This window comes from Dickeya lacustris (assembly GCF_029635795.1).
Taxonomy (GTDB): domain Bacteria; phylum Pseudomonadota; class Gammaproteobacteria; order Enterobacterales; family Enterobacteriaceae; genus Dickeya; species Dickeya lacustris.
Map to the genome: position 1 here is coordinate 767,006 of NZ_CP114280.1, position 17,431 is coordinate 784,436.

Here is a 17,431-nt window from a genome sequence, read left to right on the forward strand (position 1 = left end):
AGCAAACCCAACCATGGCCGGTTCGCCAGCGGCAATCACCGCCCCTTGTCAACCCGGCTTCCCGATGCTGTCTGACAGCATTCTGTCTTGTTAACCTTATGAGTAATTTGCATGAGTACAAAATACTTTGCTTTACTGACGAATACCGGAGCGGCCAAACTGGCGAATGCCAGCGCGCTGGGTGGTCGTCTGACGATTACGCAGATGGCCGTCGGCGATGGTGGCGGCAGCCTGCCCGCGCCCTCGCCCAGCCAGACCCAACTGGTCAATGAAAAACGTCGCGCCCCGCTGAATGCCCTGAGTATCGACCCCAAAAACACCAATCAAATCATTGCAGAACAGGTCATTCCTGAAAGTGAAGGCGGCTGGTGGATTCGCGAAATCGCCCTGTATGACAATGACGGCGATATGGTCGCGGTGGCCAACTGCGCAGAAACCTATAAACCGCAAATGCAAGAAGGCTCCGGCCGGGTACAAACCGTACGCATGATTTTGATTGTCAGCAATGCCGATACCGTGACGCTCAAAATTGACCCGGCAGTGGTACTGGCTACGCGGCAATACGTTGATGATAAAACGATTGAGGTCAAAGCCTACACAGACAACAAACTCACCGATCACCGTGCAGCAATCAACCCTCACCCACAGTATGCGCCGCTGCTTAACCCCGCACTGACCGGCACCCCGACTGCGCCAACCGCCGATAAAAGCAGTAACTCAACCCAGTTGGCCACCACCGCGTTTGTCAAAAACACCGCACTGGTTAAAGAGCAAAACGGGGCGGATATCGTCGATAAAACCGCGTTTCTCGCAAACCTGGGTTTGAGCGATAAGTTCTCCGGCCGCTATTTGCAGACCATTAAATACACTGCTTCCGGCCAATATACCCCGAGCCCTGGTACGCAAAAAATCATCGTTGAGATGGTCGGTGGTGGGGCGAGCGGCGCCAGTGCGCCGAGCGCTACTACAGAAATTAGCAGTTCATCCGGTGGCGGCGGGGGCGGCGGCGGTTATCTGAAATTCTTGGTTGACCTTAAACAAACCACGCTGAAGGACGTCGCTGTTACTGTGGGCACTGGAGGGGTATCCACTATCGGTACAATCGGTAATACGGGAGGGAATAGCTCTTTTGGTAAACAGATAGTCACAGGGGGAACAAGCGGGCTCATCTGTTATCTGTCCATGCAATATTACGTCAATTATGGCCCGAGTGCCATGGCCATCCCCGGCAGGCCAGGCGGTTGGTTCTATTCACCAACTGCTGGTTATACACAGCTTATCGCAGCGAATGGAGACACCGGCGGCTGGGGATACCTCGGCCCTATGGGTCAGGCGGGGGGAGCCGGTGGTGCTAGTTTTCTATCAGGGAATACACCCATGACAGGTAGTACTTATGCCGGAATCAGTGGAGTGACAGCAGGCCCAGGAGCCGGTGGTTCGGGTACATGCAGCTCAATATCTAGTACAACCAGCTCATTAAGTAATCCTTCAGGCGCTGGCGCTGATGGTATTGTTATTATTCACGAGTATTCATAATGATCAAAAGTTACGCCCTAATAAAAAATGACCACTACTATGTGGAAAACACCATTACCGCAGATGAAAACTTTACACTGCAAGGCCATTACCTGATTGAAATCAGTGAGGAAAACCCGGCGCAGCCCGGCGCGTATTACAACCCTGCCGATGGCAAATTCTACGGGGATGCGGCTTACACCACGGATTATCGAACGCCGCCATTCCCATTGAACGGTTTTGTGCAATAGCGCTATCTTTGCCGGAGCCTGCTACTGTCAGTACAACAGCCTGAGGTTGACCTTCAGGCTGTTTATTCTTTCTTGTCACCCCGTTGCCGTTTTCCCTTTCTCGCCAGATTGCCGTTAAGCCGAATGCTGACAAATCGTCTTGCGCCAGAATTATTCTGGCCAGAGTATTTCCCAATCGGAAATAATTGTTTACAGTGTAAGCCATTTTGAACATTCAGCACAGTGGGAGTGACAGCGTGGCAGGTGATAGCGCAATTGATGTACGCCAGTTAATTAATCAGCAGCCGGTGGGGGCGTATCAAAAACTGATTGTTTTTCTTTGTTTTTGTATCATCGCGCTTGATGGCATGGATATCGCCATTATGGGGTTTATCGCCCCCTCGCTCAAAGCTGCATGGGGAATCGGTAATGCAGAACTGGCTGTGGTTATCAGTGCGGCATTGATTGGGCTGGCGATTGGCGCGATGGTGTCAGGGCCGCTGGCAGACTGGCGCGGGCGAAAAATGATTATTATCGCCAGCGTATTATTGTTCGGGCTGTGGACCTTGCTGGCCGCTTTTTCACAGAATGTGCATCACATGGTGATTTTCCGTTTTCTAACCGGGCTTGGACTGGGGGCTGCGATGCCAAACGTCGGCACGTTAGTCTCTGAATTCGCGCCGGAAAGAAAACGCTCTTTTATCATTACCGTTGTATTTTGCGGCTTTAGCTTTGGCGCGGCCAGCGGCGGTTTTGCGGCCTCGTGGATGATTCCGAACTGGGGCTGGCACTCTGTCTTGCTGATGGGGGGCATCCTGCCTTTGTTGCTGTTGCCGTTTTTGTGGGTCAAGTTACCCGAGTCCGTGCAGTTTCTCGTCAGCAAGCGCGCATCTTCCCCGCGTATTCATGCAATTATCGACAAAGTTGCGCCCGGTGCGAGCCGGCCAGACAGCCAGTATGTGATGCCGGCTGCGCCAAAAGCCGCCGCCTTTGCCATAAAATTGGTCTTGTCACGCCCTTATCGTTTCGGCAGCTACCCAGCTGTACACCATAAATAAACCAAAAAAATAGCCGCCTGGACTTATCGTTTCGGTACCTGCTGGGTAGCTGGTTGCCCACGGTCATCAAAGAAGCGGGAATGACCGTCACCCAGGCCACCATGATTACGGCGTTGTATCAAGCCGGGGGCACCTTTGGTTCACTGTTTGCAGGCTGGTTGATGGACAAGGTCAACCCTCACTGGGCGTTGGGGATCATTTATGCGGCAGGTGGCGTGGCCACTGCGATGATAGGCGTTACGCATGATTATTTCGTCTTGCTGGCATTCGTGGCGTTTAGCAGCGGTTTTTGTCTCAATGGCGCCAACACCGGAATGAATGCGCTATCCGCACGTTATTACCCAACATCTGCACGGGCCACCGGATCTGGCTGGATGCATGGCATCGGTCGTATGGGGGCGATTATGAGCGCCTTTGTCGGCGCGCAGGTGGTCAGTATGGGATGGGGATTAACCACGTTATTTGCCGTGCTGTCGCTTCCCGCGCTCTTGACGGCATTAATGATTTTGGCCAAAGGCCAGTTGGGTTCTCACGCGCGCCCCACTGCCGAATTGGCTTGAGACCCTCACGTCTATCACTTCCATCACTTCGTCACGCCCTGACCCAAGAATAAACGCCCGGATACACCGGGCGTTTGACTTCCTGAGGCGAGTGGCGTTAACGGCTTCGTTTCGCGTGACGCTCGCGATTTTCACGTTTTGCCTGCTCTGATTTTCGTAGCGAGACATAACACGCACCAGCACCGCCGTGAAACGGCTGTGCGACGCAGAAGGCTTGCACCGCATCAAACTGTTGCAGCCAGCGAAACAGATAGTTACGCACGACATTGGCATGCGACTTATCGTTCCTGCCTTTACCATGAATAATCAAAAGATTACGTAAACTGTCACGCTGTGCCAGGCATATAAATGCAAACAGCAATTGCCGGCAATCCGCAACCGGTTTACGCAACACATTGAGGCTGGCATCCAGCGTGTATTTCCCCTGGCGCAGTTTATCCACCACGCCTTGTTGCACCCCCTCTCGCTTGAATTCCAGCGGGGTATCGCATGAAAACAGATCGAGAAATCCGGTGATCAGAAAATTATCTGGTTCCACCTCTGCGGCTCGATGCAGGTGAAGCGTTGACGTGGCGGGTTTCAGGTGCCTCACCGTAGAGGACGGTTTCAGCGGTATGACATCACCCATCTCGTTCATAAACAGGGCTTTTTCTTCTGGAAGCATCATGTCTCTCCTGCGTGGGACAATCAGCCGCTACTATAGCGATGGTGCCTAAAAATATCACGTCGCTTGCACCAAGACCCCATACACGATGAAGTGCGTTCATGGTGTATGGGGGTAAATACGCCAGACAAGCGAACGCTATGCGTTACAACCTCAACGCACCGGAGAACTCAGGCAGCCCTTACGATGTAGCTAAAAGCGATATTGCGGGGGCGAACACTAATCCAGTTAGGTCTGTCGCTGTTAAAGACCAGATTGTTAGAGGTGCCAGAAACACCATTATCGACAGATACCGTTGTTGTTATATCTAAAGCGTTGGGCGCATAACACTTACTATTACTGGGAAAAAAACCCGTAGTTATACTGTCTGGTTCGGAAAATGGCATACCAATAAAAACACTTGAGCCATGTGTATCAGAACCATTGTAATCCATCATTGCGGTACGCAAATGAGTCGCTTTTTGCGCGGATAATACGCTTCTCCCGCTATCCACTCCTCGCCCATCATCCCAGCCACGAATAAATTCTCCTCGCAGGTCAGGCAGCACGCCGGCAGGATAGGCCTGCGCTAATTTCGGATAAAGGGTTTTATCAAACGCCTGGCCGTTACATTTCAACCAACCGGCGGGAGGGGCAGCCTGCGGCCAGGGCAGCGGGATACCGGCTAAATCCCCGGGATGCAACACATCGCTCAAACCCAGGTTTGCGAGAAACAGCGTTGGGAAATACAATCAGCTTTTTCATAGGGTTAGAGCATGTTGATCGGTTATGCCAGGGTTTCCACCAGCGATCAGAACACGGAATTACAGAAAAATGCGTTAATCAGTGCAAATTGTGAGCTGATTTTTGAAGATCAGGCCAGCGGCAAGCACGCGCGTCGCCCTGGCCTTAAACGGGCCATGCGCAGGCTCAAACCCGGAGATACGTTAATCGTCTGGAAGCTAGACCGGCTCGGACGCAGCGTGCGTGATTTGATAACCATGGTGTCGGACTTGCAAGCCCGAGGCATTCATTTTCGCAGCCTCACGGATGCCATCGATACCTCGACACCGGCTGGGCGCTTCTTTTTCCATGTCATGAGCGCGCTGGCAGAAATGGAGCGTGAGCTGATTGTCGAGCGCACCCGTGCCGGGCTCGCCGCCGCGCGGGCAGCAGGACGCATCGGCGGCAGACGACGCATTATGACGCCAGATACCCTGGAACAGGCGAAAACGCTACTCGATAATGGTGCCACTCGCTGGCAGGTTGCCAATATTATTGGCGTCTCGGACAAGACCATTTATAAATATTTTCCGGCGAGGCGCGAATAACCAGCCTCACTATTTTCTCTGCAAAGAAGTTTTTATTTTATGCCCTGGTGATTCAACCCCGCTGATGCCTGATACAACATTCGCTTAATGAATCAGGTGTCATTTCACGAAAGAATAGCGAGACAAAATATCCCCAATTCGGGGTTAATTAACCAAGAGAGAATATATGAAAAAATATCACTCCCCTCGCTCGCTCAATTTAACGCTTGGTAAAGAGAGCCTGTATAAAGATAACCACATCCATATTGGCACCGTATCACTTGCCTGCTGCAAATGTCAGGATGATAGCCAAGCGACACCAACACCGGCAACCCCAACGGACGGTTTGAAAGATCTTATCGGCATTCCACAACCCTGGCCGCTGGCCGAAGCGCCGGAAGGTTGGCTGAAATGTAATGGCCAAACATTCGATACTGCAAAATATCTACAGTTGGCGAAACTTTACCCTGCGGGGAATTTGCCTGATTTACGCGGTGAGTTTATTCGTGGCTGGGATGATGGGCGAGGTGTAGACGCAAAACGAGAAATTGTATCCTCTCAATCCGGAACACATATCACCGGTGATAATAATGCTTATCCTTGTGTACACGGTATCGGCAACATCGCCGAATGCAATGTTGATGCCCCTGATACAGCATCTCGCGCAATATTTTGGATTGCGGCATCAAACAATGAACGACAGGCTGGCCCAGCCTATTGGGGCGCTACCCGCCCACGCAATGTCGCCTTTAGCTATATCGTTAAGGCAGGTTAATGATGTTGATCTCAGATGGGAATACCACCGAACTTAATGAACAGGGCCTGAGTACCCATGCGGGTTATTTTCAGGTTTATCACATTGACCCGCAAACGCGCGAATATATCGGCAGTAGCCGTGAATACCTGATGGACGGTGTCGGTATTCCGGCGCACAGTTTTGCCGATGCCCCATCGGACGCCGCACCGGAGCAGGCTATCGTGCGCAGTCAGGATGGCCTGAGCTGGAGCACCATGGTCGATTACCGGGGCCGCACCGCTTACGACAAACAAACACGTCAGGCGGTGACGATTACGCAACTCGGTGATTTAGCGGATAACCTGACCCTGTTAGTGCCACAAACCGAGTGCGATGTCTGGCAAGACTCGGCATGGCAAACTGACGCCAAAGCCGTTCAGGCGTTACAGGTGAAAACCGCCAGTGCGCAGAAGAGCGAGTCCCTTGCCCGTGCGCAATTGCAACTTGCCGTATTACAGGATGCGGTCGATCTTAATATCGCCACCGAGCAAGAAACCGCTGCACTGAAAGCCTGGAAAACCTATCGGGTTCTGCTTAACCGCATTGATGTCTCAAGCGCGCCGAATATCGACTGGCCCATCATGCCGGCCTGATACCCCCTCCTGCCTCCTCACCACGGATGCCGTTGCCTGATGCACGGCATCCGTTTTTTTATCAGAACAGCCCCTGCAACCCCCGCAATAAAAAATAACTCTTTGTTTTTATTTAAAATTAAAAAATTTCTTATTGAGCGCTGTTGTGCCATCGGATAGCAAACCCCATTCGCATGCCTTCCGTCACGCGACAAGGCACTATGACTCGCACCCCACAACAGGAGACATTCTTGATGAGTGACTATCATCACGGTACGCAGGTCGTCGAAATCAACGACGGAACCCGCGTCATTTCAACAGTATCAACGGCTATCGTCGGTATGGTTTGCACCGCACCAGACGCTGACGCCGCGACCTTTCCACTCAACACGCCAGTGCTGGTAACCGATGTGCTGGCAGCCGTTGGTAAAGCTGGCAAAACCGGTACGCTGGCCGCTGCACTGCAAGCTATCGGCGATCAAACCAAACCGGTGACGGTCGTTGTGCGTGTCGCCACTGGCGCTAACGAAGCAGAAACCGTATCCAACATCATTGGCGGTGCCGATGCTAACGGTAAGTATACCGGTCTGAAAGCGCTGTTGGATGCACAGGCAGTAACAGGCGTGAAGCCCCGAATTCTGGGCGTACCGGGTCTGGACTCCCTGCCGGTTGCGACCGCGCTGGCTTCCATCTGCCAGTCACTGCGTGCATTTGGCTACATCAGTGCGTATGGCTGCAAAACTCAGTCTGATGCCATCAAATATCGCGGCAACTTCAGCCAGCGCGAACTGATGGTGGTCTGGCCTGACTTTATCGCCTGGGATACCGCCACTAACACCAGCAACACCGCGTATGCAACCGCACGTGCGCTGGGCCTGCGCGCCAAAATCGACCAGGAAACCGGCTGGCATAAAACCCTGTCCAACGTCGGCGTGAACGGTGTCACCGGCATATCTGCCAGCGTGTACTGGGATCTGCAAACCATCGGTAGCGACGCTGACTTGCTCAACGAAGCAGGCGTCACCACGCTGGTGCGCAAAGACGGCTTCCGTTTCTGGGGCAACCGCACCTGTTCTGGCGACCCGCTGTTTTTGTTTGAAAACTACACCCGTACCGCTCAGGTACTGGCCGACACCATGGCCGAAGCCCATATGTGGGCCGTGGACAAACCGGTAAGCGCAACGCTTATCCGCGACATCGTTGAAGGCATTAAAGCCAAATTCCGCGAACTGAAATCCAACGGCTACATCATCGATGCCGATTGCTGGTTCGATGAAAGCGCCAACGATAAAGAGACGCTGAAGGCCGGCAAACTGTATATCGATTACGAATATACCCCGGTGCCGCCACTGGAAAACCTCACGCTGCGTCAGCGCATCACCGACAAGTATCTGGTGAACCTGGCTGCATCCGTTAAAAGCTAAGGAGCGACTGACTCATGGCACTGCCACGCAAACTTAAATACCTCAACCTGTTTAACGACGGTATGAGCTACATGGGCCAGGTGCACTCTGTCACCCTGCCGAAACTGACCCGCAAACTGGAAAACTACCGTGGCGGCGGTATGAATGGTGCCGCACCGGTGGACTTCGGTCTGGACAATGATGCTCTGGTAATGGACTGGAGCATGGGCGGCCTGCCGGATACCACCTTTTGGAGCCAGTATGCCCTGCCGGGTGCTGATGCGGTTCCGCTGCGTTTTGCCGGTTCTTACCAGCGCGATGACACCGGTGATGTCACTGCCGTTGAAATCGTACTGCGTGGTCGTCACAAATCTATCGACAGTGGCGAATCCAAACAAGGTGAAGAGAGTGAAGTGAAAATCTCCACTCAATGTACGTACTACAAATTGATCATTGACGGCGTCGAGATGATTGAAATCGACACCATCAACATGATTGAGAAAGTCAACGGCGTTGACCGTCTGGCACAGCATCGCCGCAATATCGGGTTGTAATTAACTTAGCTGTAACACCTTTTCTGGCCAGCTCAGGCTGGCTAGTTTCACTAAATCAACACGGAGTTTTTATTATGACGGTAGCAATGACGGGACAAGAACACGTTATTACACTTAGTACCCCTATCAAACGCGGAGAAACGCTGATAGAAACCATCAGCGTGATTAAACCGACAGCAGGTACATTACGTGGTATCGCTCTGGCAGATCTTACTAATGCTGATGTTGATGCCCTAATAAAATTATTACCCCGTATGACCTACCCTTCCCTTACCGAGGCGGATGTTACTGCACTGGATCTGTCAGATCTGCTGCTGTTTGCCGGTAAGGTGATTGGTTTTTTGACTCCGAGCTCGGCGCGGTAACGCTGCCAAGGAGACTCACCGTTGACGATCTGATGGCGGACATCGCCGTGATTTTCCACTGGCCGCCCTCAGAACTTTATCCCATGAGCCTGGCAGAGCTCGTTCGCTGGCGCGCCAAGGCATTAGAAAGAAGTGGACAAATCAATGTCTAAAAAAATTTTTAGAAACAGCCGGCCGCGTAATACAGGCGGTCATCCATCAAGCAAAGCCAGCCAATCTGCACCTACCCCAAAAAATAACAAAACCACAACCGCTGACACTGAAAGCAATACAGAACAATCCCTCCTAGGAGGGGTTACTGATGAATCACCAACCAGGTATTCAGCTAGCAATAAAAGAAAAGGTAGAAATAAAAAAAAAGGTGCGAATAAAAAAAATGGAAAAGATAAAGACTCCAATCCTGCACCTGAAAAAGAGGAGCCAGGAATAACAGAGAAAATAAGAGAAAAAATTAATGACTATGTAACCGATATGGATCCAGTTGAGGTTGCTAAAAAATCCATTGAAAAAGTCAAAAAATTTATGGAGCCAGGATATGAGTTTTCTGAGGAAAATGGAAAACTTCGTGCCTTGCTACATTTAAAACCAGATGATGACGTTGCTAAAGCTCTTCAGGCTCAAGCAAGATCACTTGCAGATAAGACTGAACTTAATAACACCCAAGCAGTTCAAGCTCAAGAAACCATCGCGAGCATGGGGCCTAATGCCGAGGCTGTTCTAGCACTCACCCCCCCTGCTGTAATAATGTCTCAGGTGAATCAAAAACCAGTTAAAGAGACAGCAGAAATGCTGTTAAACCTAAAAAAGAACTTTAAATTAGACAACAAACAATATCCTCATATTGGTGACATTTCGAATTCAATTATACAGGAAACCGATATTGATTTTGATGACTTCAACAAGAATATGGAGAAGATTTCACCTGATGCACATAAGGCAGGAGTAAGCTTTGAAGGTACAAGTCTATTACTTGGTTCTCTGGCCAACAATAATATAACAGGTGATGACGCTGAAAAAACAGCGAAATCTATCATTCACTCTCTTAGCCAGCAAGGCAACCAGGCAAAGACAGCACTTAAAAAATTAAACGTAAGCCCTAAAAACTCGCATGGCTCTTTAAAATCCCCAATGAATACAATTGGTGAAATTAATGATGCATTTGAAAAAGGGAAAATAGAAAAAAAAGACAGAGATAATTATATTAGATCTATTTTCGGAGAAGATCAAAAAGATAATGTTAATGCATTAATTAAAGATTATCAAGATGGTAAAACTGCGAAATTAAAAACTATCATTGATAAATCAGATGGGAATCTGGATGACTCTCATAAGACAATGAAAGATAATCTCGCAGGTGATATTAGTGATTTAAAATCAAGTATGGAAAGCTTACAGGTTGACCTATATCAGAAGGCCGAGAAAAAACTTCGTACTGGTGTACAATATGCTAATGATAAATTTAAAGCCACAACATCTCTTCTACAATCGGAGTCAGAGGATGATCAAGAAAAATCTGATGATGATAGTACCGATGACGTAAACACGTTATCTAAAGCACTTAATCACTCTTCAGAAGAGAGTGATGATATCAATGAACAGGATAAAAATACTCCTGAACCAAGAAGCAAAAAAAATCCAAATAAAAATAAACCTAATAGAGAAAAAAACAAAAAAGAAAAAAAATTAAGAGCTAAAAAACCATTATTACCAAAAGCCGAGAAAAATAGCTTATATAACAATCCATTCTTAAAAGGCGAAACATCAGGCTCTGTGAGGTCACTACTTAAAAATTACTCTAAGAAAGTACCCATTATTGGTGAGTTTTTATCATATTATGGAGAAATAGCCTACGACTATTATGAAGAACATCCCGAACAGAAAAAATTCTTATCGAACAATTATCTTTTCGGAAATGAAATGTATGAATTATCTGCTAATGAATATTTAGATAAGCATCAGGAAGGCATTGAAAAATCGGCTGAAAACATACAAAAAGAGGCCATTGAAAAAATAAAATCTCCGATTGACTTTGGAACGTTACCGCTCAATAAAGCGGGATTGTTAGATGTTAAAAATAACCCCCATAGTGATTTAACAAACAAAAAAGAAAAATCAGATAACAAGGATATTTTCAAAAAAATCAGAACAGAATTATATAAAACAAAATCTCTTGATGAGGGTATGAATAAATTAAGAAAAACAGAAAAAATAGACAATGATAACTCATTAATAAAAGAGACATCAGAGAACTTAAGAAAGGTAAGAAGTGAAATAAAAAACAACACTCTAGAAGTAGCACCGATATCAATTCCCTCATCTATCGGAGAAAAAAACTTACTTATTGGAGGAAATAAACCCATAACACCTTTGGAAAATTCACATGACGACATAAATATTGACTTACCAGGGAACATTGATCAAGAAAGCTATCGTTCTCTGATAACGAGGGAAAATAGCAACTATATTGACAACAGTGTTACTAATAACAATGTCTACATTACAATGCCAGAAGGAACCCAAGTTGATCAATTGAGAGAAAAAATATTAGAAACATTAAATGAAAGCTCTCGTCAAAAAAATGATCGTCATTTAAACCAGATGACATCCTTCTGTGCTTATTGAGGAGTAATTACTATGATGCTTGCACTTGGATTATTTGTTTTTCAATTAAAAACGATGCCTTACGGCACACTTAGCCGCCAGGTAAATTATCGCTGGGCCAATAATAGCCGTGTTGGATTGCGACCATCTCAGCAGTATTTAGGAAAGGGTATGGAAACTATAACCTTAAATGGTCTTCTATGCCCGGAAGTGAATGGAAAACTCAGCAAATTATCACTTAATGCTTTCGAAATGATGGCCGGAACCGGACGGGCATGGCCTTTAATTGAAGGCAGCGGAATGATTTATGGCATGTATATTGTCGAAAGCCTACAACATACCAATACCGAGTTCTTTTCGAACGGTGCCGCCAGACGTATTGAATTTACCATTACCCTGACACGCGTTGACGAGTCGCTTATCGCCATGTTTGGCGATCTGGCCGATCAGGCGAGCGATTTATACCAGCAGGCCAATGATCTTTACGATCAGAAAATAGCGCCCGCGCTTTCCTCCGCTAAGTCTGCTATTACCGGAGCATTTTCATGATAGTGAATAATCGTGTCGGTATTGCTGAACAGTTCGCACCCGATTTCCTTATTACGCTGTCAAGCGATCTTGAGGGTGGACGTATCCAACCGTCCCGTAACCTTAGTCAGCGGTTAATCTCGCTATCGCTGCACGACGAAATGGGATTCGAATCAGATCAATTATCGCTGGAAATCGATGACAGCGATAACAAAGTGATCATGCCTGCGCGAGGCGAAAAAATAGCGATTAAAATCGGCTGGAAAGGGAAAACACTGGTGGATAAAGGAACCTTTATCGTTGACCAGGTAACGCACAGCGGCGCACCAGACCGTATTAGCCTCACCGCGCGTAGCGTCAATTTCCGGGGCGATTTTAATACTCCGCGCGATGGTTGGTATGATGAAACCACATTAGGGGATATCGCGCGTACCATTGCGGAGCGCTATAGCCTGATACCATCGCTGGAAGAGCCACTCGCCAAAACAAAAATTACGCATGAAGATCAGTCAAAAGAGTCCGATCTTTCGTTTTTATGTCGGCTGGCAAAGAAATATGGCGGAACCGTCGCGATTAAAGACGCGACCCTACGCCTGTATGTAGCGGGTAGCGGCACCACGGCTGACGGTAAAAAGGTCTCGACCTACCTCATTGAGCGTCGCGATGGTGATTCACACAGTTTTAGTATTGCTGACCGCATCGCTAACACGGCGGTGTCTGCCAATTGGCATGACAGTAAAGAAGCAAAAACACATTCTGTGAAGATCAGTCGTAAACGATCTTCACAGCCCTCTACGGCATCGCAACATCCCGATGCTCGCTCCAGCAGCCAACCGACCCTCCCCTTACCGACAGATTATCTGGCCGGAGACAAAGAGAGTTTACAAACGCTGCAAACGGTTTATGCCTCAAAAGACGAGGCGACGCAGGCTGCATTAGGGCGCTGGCGCGAAACCCAGCGTAATACCGCAACATTTTCACTGATGCTGGCTAAAGGCATGGAAAACCTCAAACCAGGAGCGCTAGTGAATGTAAAAGGCTTTAAGTACGTTATTGATGCACAACCCTGGATCATCAAGCGGCTCACTCACACTATCTCCGGCAATGGCTTTGTGACTAGCGTCGAACTGGAGGTTTCCATGCTAAATCTTGAGTACGATATTGTTTATAGCACTGTCGATGCACAACCAGCCAAACAATAACTCAATGTTCTAGGACTCCTTTTTCGAACATTGAGTTTGCAAATTCGAATTTTAAGTGTAGTATATGTGTAAGACGTTTCACTAACTCGTACACATAAGGTGATTTCAAAAATGATGCATTGTCCTCTGTGCCGTCATGCCGCTCACGCTCGTTCCAGCCGTTATTTATCGGAGAACACCAAGGAGCGCTACCATCAGTGCACTAACGTAAACTGCGGCCATACCTTCGTCACCATGGAAGCGATTACCCGCTCCATCATGGTGCCGGGTAAAACCGAACCGGTTGAAAGCGAACGCCGCCCATAACCGACGCCCACTCCGCTTGACGTGTTGTTTTGACTTTCTCTGACCGTCTTTCCCCGCCGCCAGGCGGGGTTTTTTATGCCATGAACACGGCGGGATATACACAAAAAGTGTTTTACCACTACTGAGCATGCGATAAGAAAAACCTCTTATTGACGTTGGCCGCCGGTAGATTTTAGTATCAGGACGCTTTTGCTGATTTTCAGTCACTTGCGCTGGCGTTGACGTTGACGCTCTTGCAAGGGAATGAATCCTGCCGTGACGAGAGCACAGAATTCGGGCGCTCTCAAAAATCAGACGTGACGTGACTTGACGTATTGTTCTCGTTTTGATGTTAACGGACTCAGGAGATAGTAATGGACGCCCTCCCACACTCTATTCGCACCGCCTCACGTCAGGCGTATCGCGCCAGCGTGTTGCACTTTACGGCTGACCCACTCAATGACCCACAGGCCACCCAGTTTATTGACGATGGTGTGTTGATTGTCTGTGACGGTTACATTGAACACGCCCTGCCCTACCACCAGCTCGATGCCAACGATCTCGCCTCGCTGGAGATCATTGACTATCGCGGACGCTTGCTGATGCCGGGTTTTATCGACACACACGTCCATTTCCCGCAAATGGAGATGATAGCGTCATATGGCGAGCAGCTGTTATCCTGGCTAAATACCTACACCTTCCCCACCGAGCGTAAATTCGCCGATGCGCGCTACGCCCGCGAACGCGCCGACTTTTTCTTGCAACAACTGCTGCGCCATGGCACCACCACCGCGCTGGTGTTCGCCACCGTACATCCCCAATCGGTTGATGCGCTGTTCCAGGCGGCGCAAACGCTGGATATGTGCTTAATCGCCGGAAAAGTGATGATGGATAGCCATGCGCCGCATGACCTATGCGATACCCCCGCGCAGAGCTACGCGCAATCGAAAGCCTTGATTGAAAAATGGCACCGGCGCGGGCGGCTGCATTACGCCGTCACCCCACGCTTTGCCGCCACATCCAGTCGTGCGCAACTGGCGCTGGCGGGGAAATTGCTGCAAGAGCACCCAGATGTGTATTTGCATACACATCTGGCAGAAAACAAGGACGAAATCGCCTGGGTGCAATCGCTGTTTCCCGAACATCGCCACTATCTTGATGTCTATCACCATCACGGCCTGACGGGACGCCGCTCCGTGTTTGCCCATGCCATTCATCTGCACGCAGATGAAGTCGGGCTGCTGGCAACAAGCCAGTCTGCCGTCGCATTTTGCCCCTGCTCGAACCTGTTTTTGGGGAGCGGCCTGTTCCGGTTACACGCGCTGAAGCAGGCGGGAATACGCATAGGTATCGGCACCGATGTGGGCGCGGGCACCAGCCTGTCACTGCTACAAACCCTAAACGATGGCTACAAAGTACAACAGCTACAGGGAGAAAAACTCTCGGCTCGCGAGGGGTTTTACCAGGCTACATTGGGCGGCGCGAGCGCATTATCACTGGATGAACAGTTGGGCAATTTCCTGCCGGGGAAAGCCGCAGATTTTGTGGTGCTGGACTGGGCGGCCACCCCGCTACAGCACTTGCGCCAGCAGCACGCCGCCACGCTGGATGATCGCCTGTTCGCATTGATGATGCAAGGTGATGACAGAAACATCAGCGCCACTTATGTGAAGGGCCGCTGCGTTTACCAACGCCCCTGATCTGGGCCCTCAAACCGGCGCGCCGGAGGCTATCTCCGGCGCACTGCCACGCCGATATCAGTGATAAAGGATGGATAATTTGCGCAGAAATTGCGCGACACGTCACAGATTTCGGTGATCCACCCCACAATTTATTAAAAAAAATAACGTGATGAGGTGTCGCTTACCGATAACTGTCTTTGAATAATATCGGAGAAGGGTTTCAGCCAGTTACGGGATGGCAGCACATTGGGCTGGGCATGTTTGCGCACCCGCCAATCACTATTACCAGTAAGGCTTCATCATGATTCCCTCATGCCATCGTGATACCGAAAACCAGCAACAGATCCTCGAGCGTATGCTGGCCATTTTTGATGCTCAACCGGCCGAGGAAATGACCCGGTTGACGCGTATTACCCGCCGGTTCTTTCAGGTCAATAGTGTGGTGATTTCACTGGTGAATCACGAGCGGCAATGGTTTTTGTCCCGTGCCAATTTTCCGCTCAAGGAACCGGCTATCGAGTTTTCTTTTTGTATTCATACCGTGACGGCCAATGCTCCGCTCATCGTGCCTGACACCCACCGCGATTTGCGTTTCGCCAGTAATCCACTGGTGCAAGGCCCCGAAGCCATACGATTTCACGCCAGCTACCCGTTACGTTCAACCCGTGGCACGCCGCTGGGGGCACTGTGTCTGTATCATGACAAACCGCGAGATTTTGATGCAGAAGAGCTGCAACAGCTCAGTGACCTGGCTTTTATCGTGCAAACGGGGCTGCACAAAGTGGAGATGCAGGCACGCGAGGCCATCGCACAGGAGCAGCTTTATCAGTCGGATTGTATCAATCAGCAAATTTTTTCACGGGCAGCAATCGGGCTGGCGCTGGTCGCCCCTGACCGGCGGCCGCTCAAGTTCAACCCGGCATTTTGTGACATGCTTGGCTACGATGAGGCCACGTTATTAGCGCTGCCGGCGGAAAAAATAGTCCATCCTGATGATCTGCCCACCCTGCTCCATGATCACCGCCTACTGATAGAGAACAATCTACAGGAGAGCACGCAGTTGCGGCGTTACGTTCGCGCGGATGGCAGCGATTTATGGGCTCAGGTTTCTATATCGGTACTGTTCCAGCCCGATGGCAGCAAATTCGGGCTGCTGCTGGCGTTAACCGATCTCAGCCAGCAAAAGGCCACCGAGAAAACGCTGCTGGATTTAAGCCAGGAACTGGAAACGCGGGTAGAACAACGCACCTCAGAACTGCGCCAGCGCAATCAGTTTATTCAGGATATTACTGACAATATTCCCGCCATGATTTCCTGCATTACGCCAGATAACCAATTGTCATTTGCCAATCGTCATCTGCGCAACCTGCTGGAGACGTTAACCGGCCACGACAGGCCATTTGATCGTGATATTCATGAGCTGTTTCGCCCTCAGGAACTGGGCTTGTTTATGCCAAAACTTGAAGAGTCGCGGCAAAATCATCAGGCGCTGTCATTCGAGCATGTGCTGGATATTCCAGATGACAATCCCATCACCTTTCATACAGAACTGGTGCCAGCGACCTCGCCAGAATTAGGCACCTATATTCTTTCAACCGATATCACCCACCTGACGGTCTTGCGCGATCAGTTGGCGTTTGAAGCCAATCATGACCACCTGACCGGTTTACCTAATCGACGGGCGGTGATCAGTTACCTTAATCGTCAGGCCAGTAAGAAACGACGCGGCGCATTGGCATTATTGTTTTTTGATATCAATAACTTTAAAAGCTATAACGATCGGTTCGGTCACGACTTCGGCGACAGAGTGATTAAAACTTTCGCCCGTCTGTTACGCAAACATACCCGCTCATATGACTTTATCGGCCGTTTATCCGGCGATGAGTTTTTGATGATTATTCACGAGCAGCGCAATTTAATCAGTGAAATACGGGTCATCACGCAGAAACTGAAAGAACGCATTGAGAAACCCGTGACTATCCGTAACCAAACCATCTCGTTATCCGCAAGCATTGGCCGTGCCATTTTGCCCAAAGGTGTGCCACTCAATGCCCACGAGTTGATTCGTCAGGCTGATACTGCCATGTATCGCGCCAAACGCCGCCAAACATCGGGCTAACCGCCTCC

General features: G+C 49.5%; 17 protein-coding genes and 1 pseudogene. 16 read left to right on the forward strand and 2 right to left on the reverse strand.

From position 1 onward, the window contains the following. Positions 1-111: 111 nt before the first annotated feature. The 3 genes and pseudogenes from O1Q98_RS03450 to O1Q98_RS03460 all read left to right on the forward strand — a co-directional run bounded on the left by O1Q98_RS03450 (position 112) and on the right by O1Q98_RS03460 (position 3,363). A complete protein-coding gene (locus O1Q98_RS03450; protein ID WP_125259203.1) occupies positions 112-1,536 on the forward strand; it encodes a phage tail protein in 1,425 nt (474 codons plus the stop codon). Continuing rightward, entirely contained in the window at positions 1,536-1,766 is a 231-nt protein-coding gene (locus O1Q98_RS03455) for a hypothetical protein (protein ID WP_240632744.1), read from the forward strand. The genes O1Q98_RS03450 and O1Q98_RS03455 overlap by 1 nt, the downstream gene beginning before the upstream one ends. A 236-nt stretch (positions 1,767-2,002) precedes the next feature. Further along, positions 2,003-3,363: pseudogene (locus tag O1Q98_RS03460) on the forward strand (MFS transporter). A gap of 97 nt (positions 3,364-3,460) precedes the next feature. Here O1Q98_RS03460 and smrA read toward each other — a convergent pair. Together smrA and O1Q98_RS03470 are read right to left on the reverse strand one after the other, a co-directional pair. Then, a complete protein-coding gene (gene smrA / locus O1Q98_RS03465) occupies positions 3,461-4,027 on the reverse strand; it encodes a DNA endonuclease SmrA (protein ID WP_125259271.1) in 567 nt (188 codons plus the stop codon). Between the two features lie 170 nt (positions 4,028-4,197). Next, positions 4,198-4,758, reverse strand: a complete 561-nt coding sequence (locus O1Q98_RS03470; RefSeq protein WP_125259200.1) for a phage tail protein — start codon at positions 4,756-4,758, stop codon at positions 4,198-4,200. Positions 4,759-4,782: 24 nt separating this feature from the next. Here O1Q98_RS03470 and O1Q98_RS03475 point away from each other — a divergent pair, with 24 nt between their 5' ends. The 13 genes from O1Q98_RS03475 to O1Q98_RS03535 all read left to right on the forward strand — a co-directional run bounded on the left by O1Q98_RS03475 (position 4,783) and on the right by O1Q98_RS03535 (position 17,423). Next, a complete protein-coding gene (locus O1Q98_RS03475) occupies positions 4,783-5,337 on the forward strand; it encodes a recombinase family protein (protein ID WP_125259199.1) in 555 nt (184 codons plus the stop codon). Between the two features lie 166 nt (positions 5,338-5,503). After that, on the forward strand, positions 5,504-6,091 hold the full coding sequence (locus O1Q98_RS03480; protein WP_125259198.1) for a phage tail protein: 588 nt from the start codon (positions 5,504-5,506) through the stop codon (positions 6,089-6,091). Beyond that, a complete protein-coding gene (locus O1Q98_RS03485; protein WP_240632743.1) occupies positions 6,091-6,705 on the forward strand; it encodes a tail fiber assembly protein in 615 nt (204 codons plus the stop codon). Before O1Q98_RS03480 ends, O1Q98_RS03485 begins: the two co-directional genes overlap by 1 nt. A gap of 233 nt (positions 6,706-6,938) precedes the next feature. Further along, the gene (locus O1Q98_RS03490; RefSeq protein WP_125259197.1) at positions 6,939-8,108 is read left to right on the forward strand and encodes a phage tail sheath protein; all 1,170 of its coding nucleotides are present in this window, start codon (positions 6,939-6,941) and stop codon (positions 8,106-8,108) included. 14 nt (positions 8,109-8,122) lie between these two features. Beyond that, positions 8,123-8,641 carry a phage major tail tube protein gene (locus O1Q98_RS03495; RefSeq protein ID WP_125259196.1) on the forward strand — a complete coding sequence of 173 codons (519 nt, stop codon included), beginning with the start codon at positions 8,123-8,125 and terminating at the stop codon, positions 8,639-8,641. Between the two features lie 74 nt (positions 8,642-8,715). Beyond that, positions 8,716-9,006, forward strand: a complete 291-nt coding sequence (locus O1Q98_RS03500; protein ID WP_125259195.1) for a phage tail assembly protein — start codon at positions 8,716-8,718, stop codon at positions 9,004-9,006. A gap of 32 nt (positions 9,007-9,038) precedes the next feature. Further along, a complete protein-coding gene (locus tag O1Q98_RS03505; RefSeq protein ID WP_125259194.1) occupies positions 9,039-9,158 on the forward strand; it encodes a GpE family phage tail protein in 120 nt (39 codons plus the stop codon). Further along, positions 9,151-11,628: a phage tail tape measure protein gene (locus O1Q98_RS03510; protein WP_125259193.1), complete on the forward strand. Its 2,478-nt coding sequence runs from the start codon at positions 9,151-9,153 to the stop codon at positions 11,626-11,628. The genes O1Q98_RS03505 and O1Q98_RS03510 overlap by 8 nt, the downstream gene beginning before the upstream one ends. 12 nt (positions 11,629-11,640) lie before the next feature. Further along, positions 11,641-12,156, forward strand: coding sequence for a phage tail protein (locus O1Q98_RS03515; protein ID WP_125259192.1), 516 nt, complete (start codon positions 11,641-11,643; stop codon positions 12,154-12,156). Further along, a complete protein-coding gene (locus tag O1Q98_RS03520; protein WP_125259191.1) occupies positions 12,153-13,337 on the forward strand; it encodes a contractile injection system protein, VgrG/Pvc8 family in 1,185 nt (394 codons plus the stop codon). The genes O1Q98_RS03515 and O1Q98_RS03520 overlap by 4 nt, the downstream gene beginning before the upstream one ends. Positions 13,338-13,448: 111 nt before the next feature. Further along, the gene (locus tag O1Q98_RS03525; RefSeq protein ID WP_035341441.1) at positions 13,449-13,643 is read left to right on the forward strand and encodes an ogr/Delta-like zinc finger family protein; all 195 of its coding nucleotides are present in this window, start codon (positions 13,449-13,451) and stop codon (positions 13,641-13,643) included. A 353-nt stretch (positions 13,644-13,996) separates the two neighbouring features. Then, positions 13,997-15,322 (forward strand): guanine deaminase, encoded by a 1,326-nt coding sequence (guaD, locus tag O1Q98_RS03530; RefSeq protein WP_125259190.1) that lies wholly within the window; start codon positions 13,997-13,999, stop codon positions 15,320-15,322. Positions 15,323-15,605: 283 nt separating this feature from the next. Then, complete coding sequence (locus O1Q98_RS03535; RefSeq protein WP_125259189.1) at positions 15,606-17,423, forward strand: sensor domain-containing diguanylate cyclase; 1,818 nt, start codon at positions 15,606-15,608, stop codon at positions 17,421-17,423. The last annotated feature ends 8 nt before the right edge of the window (positions 17,424-17,431 follow it).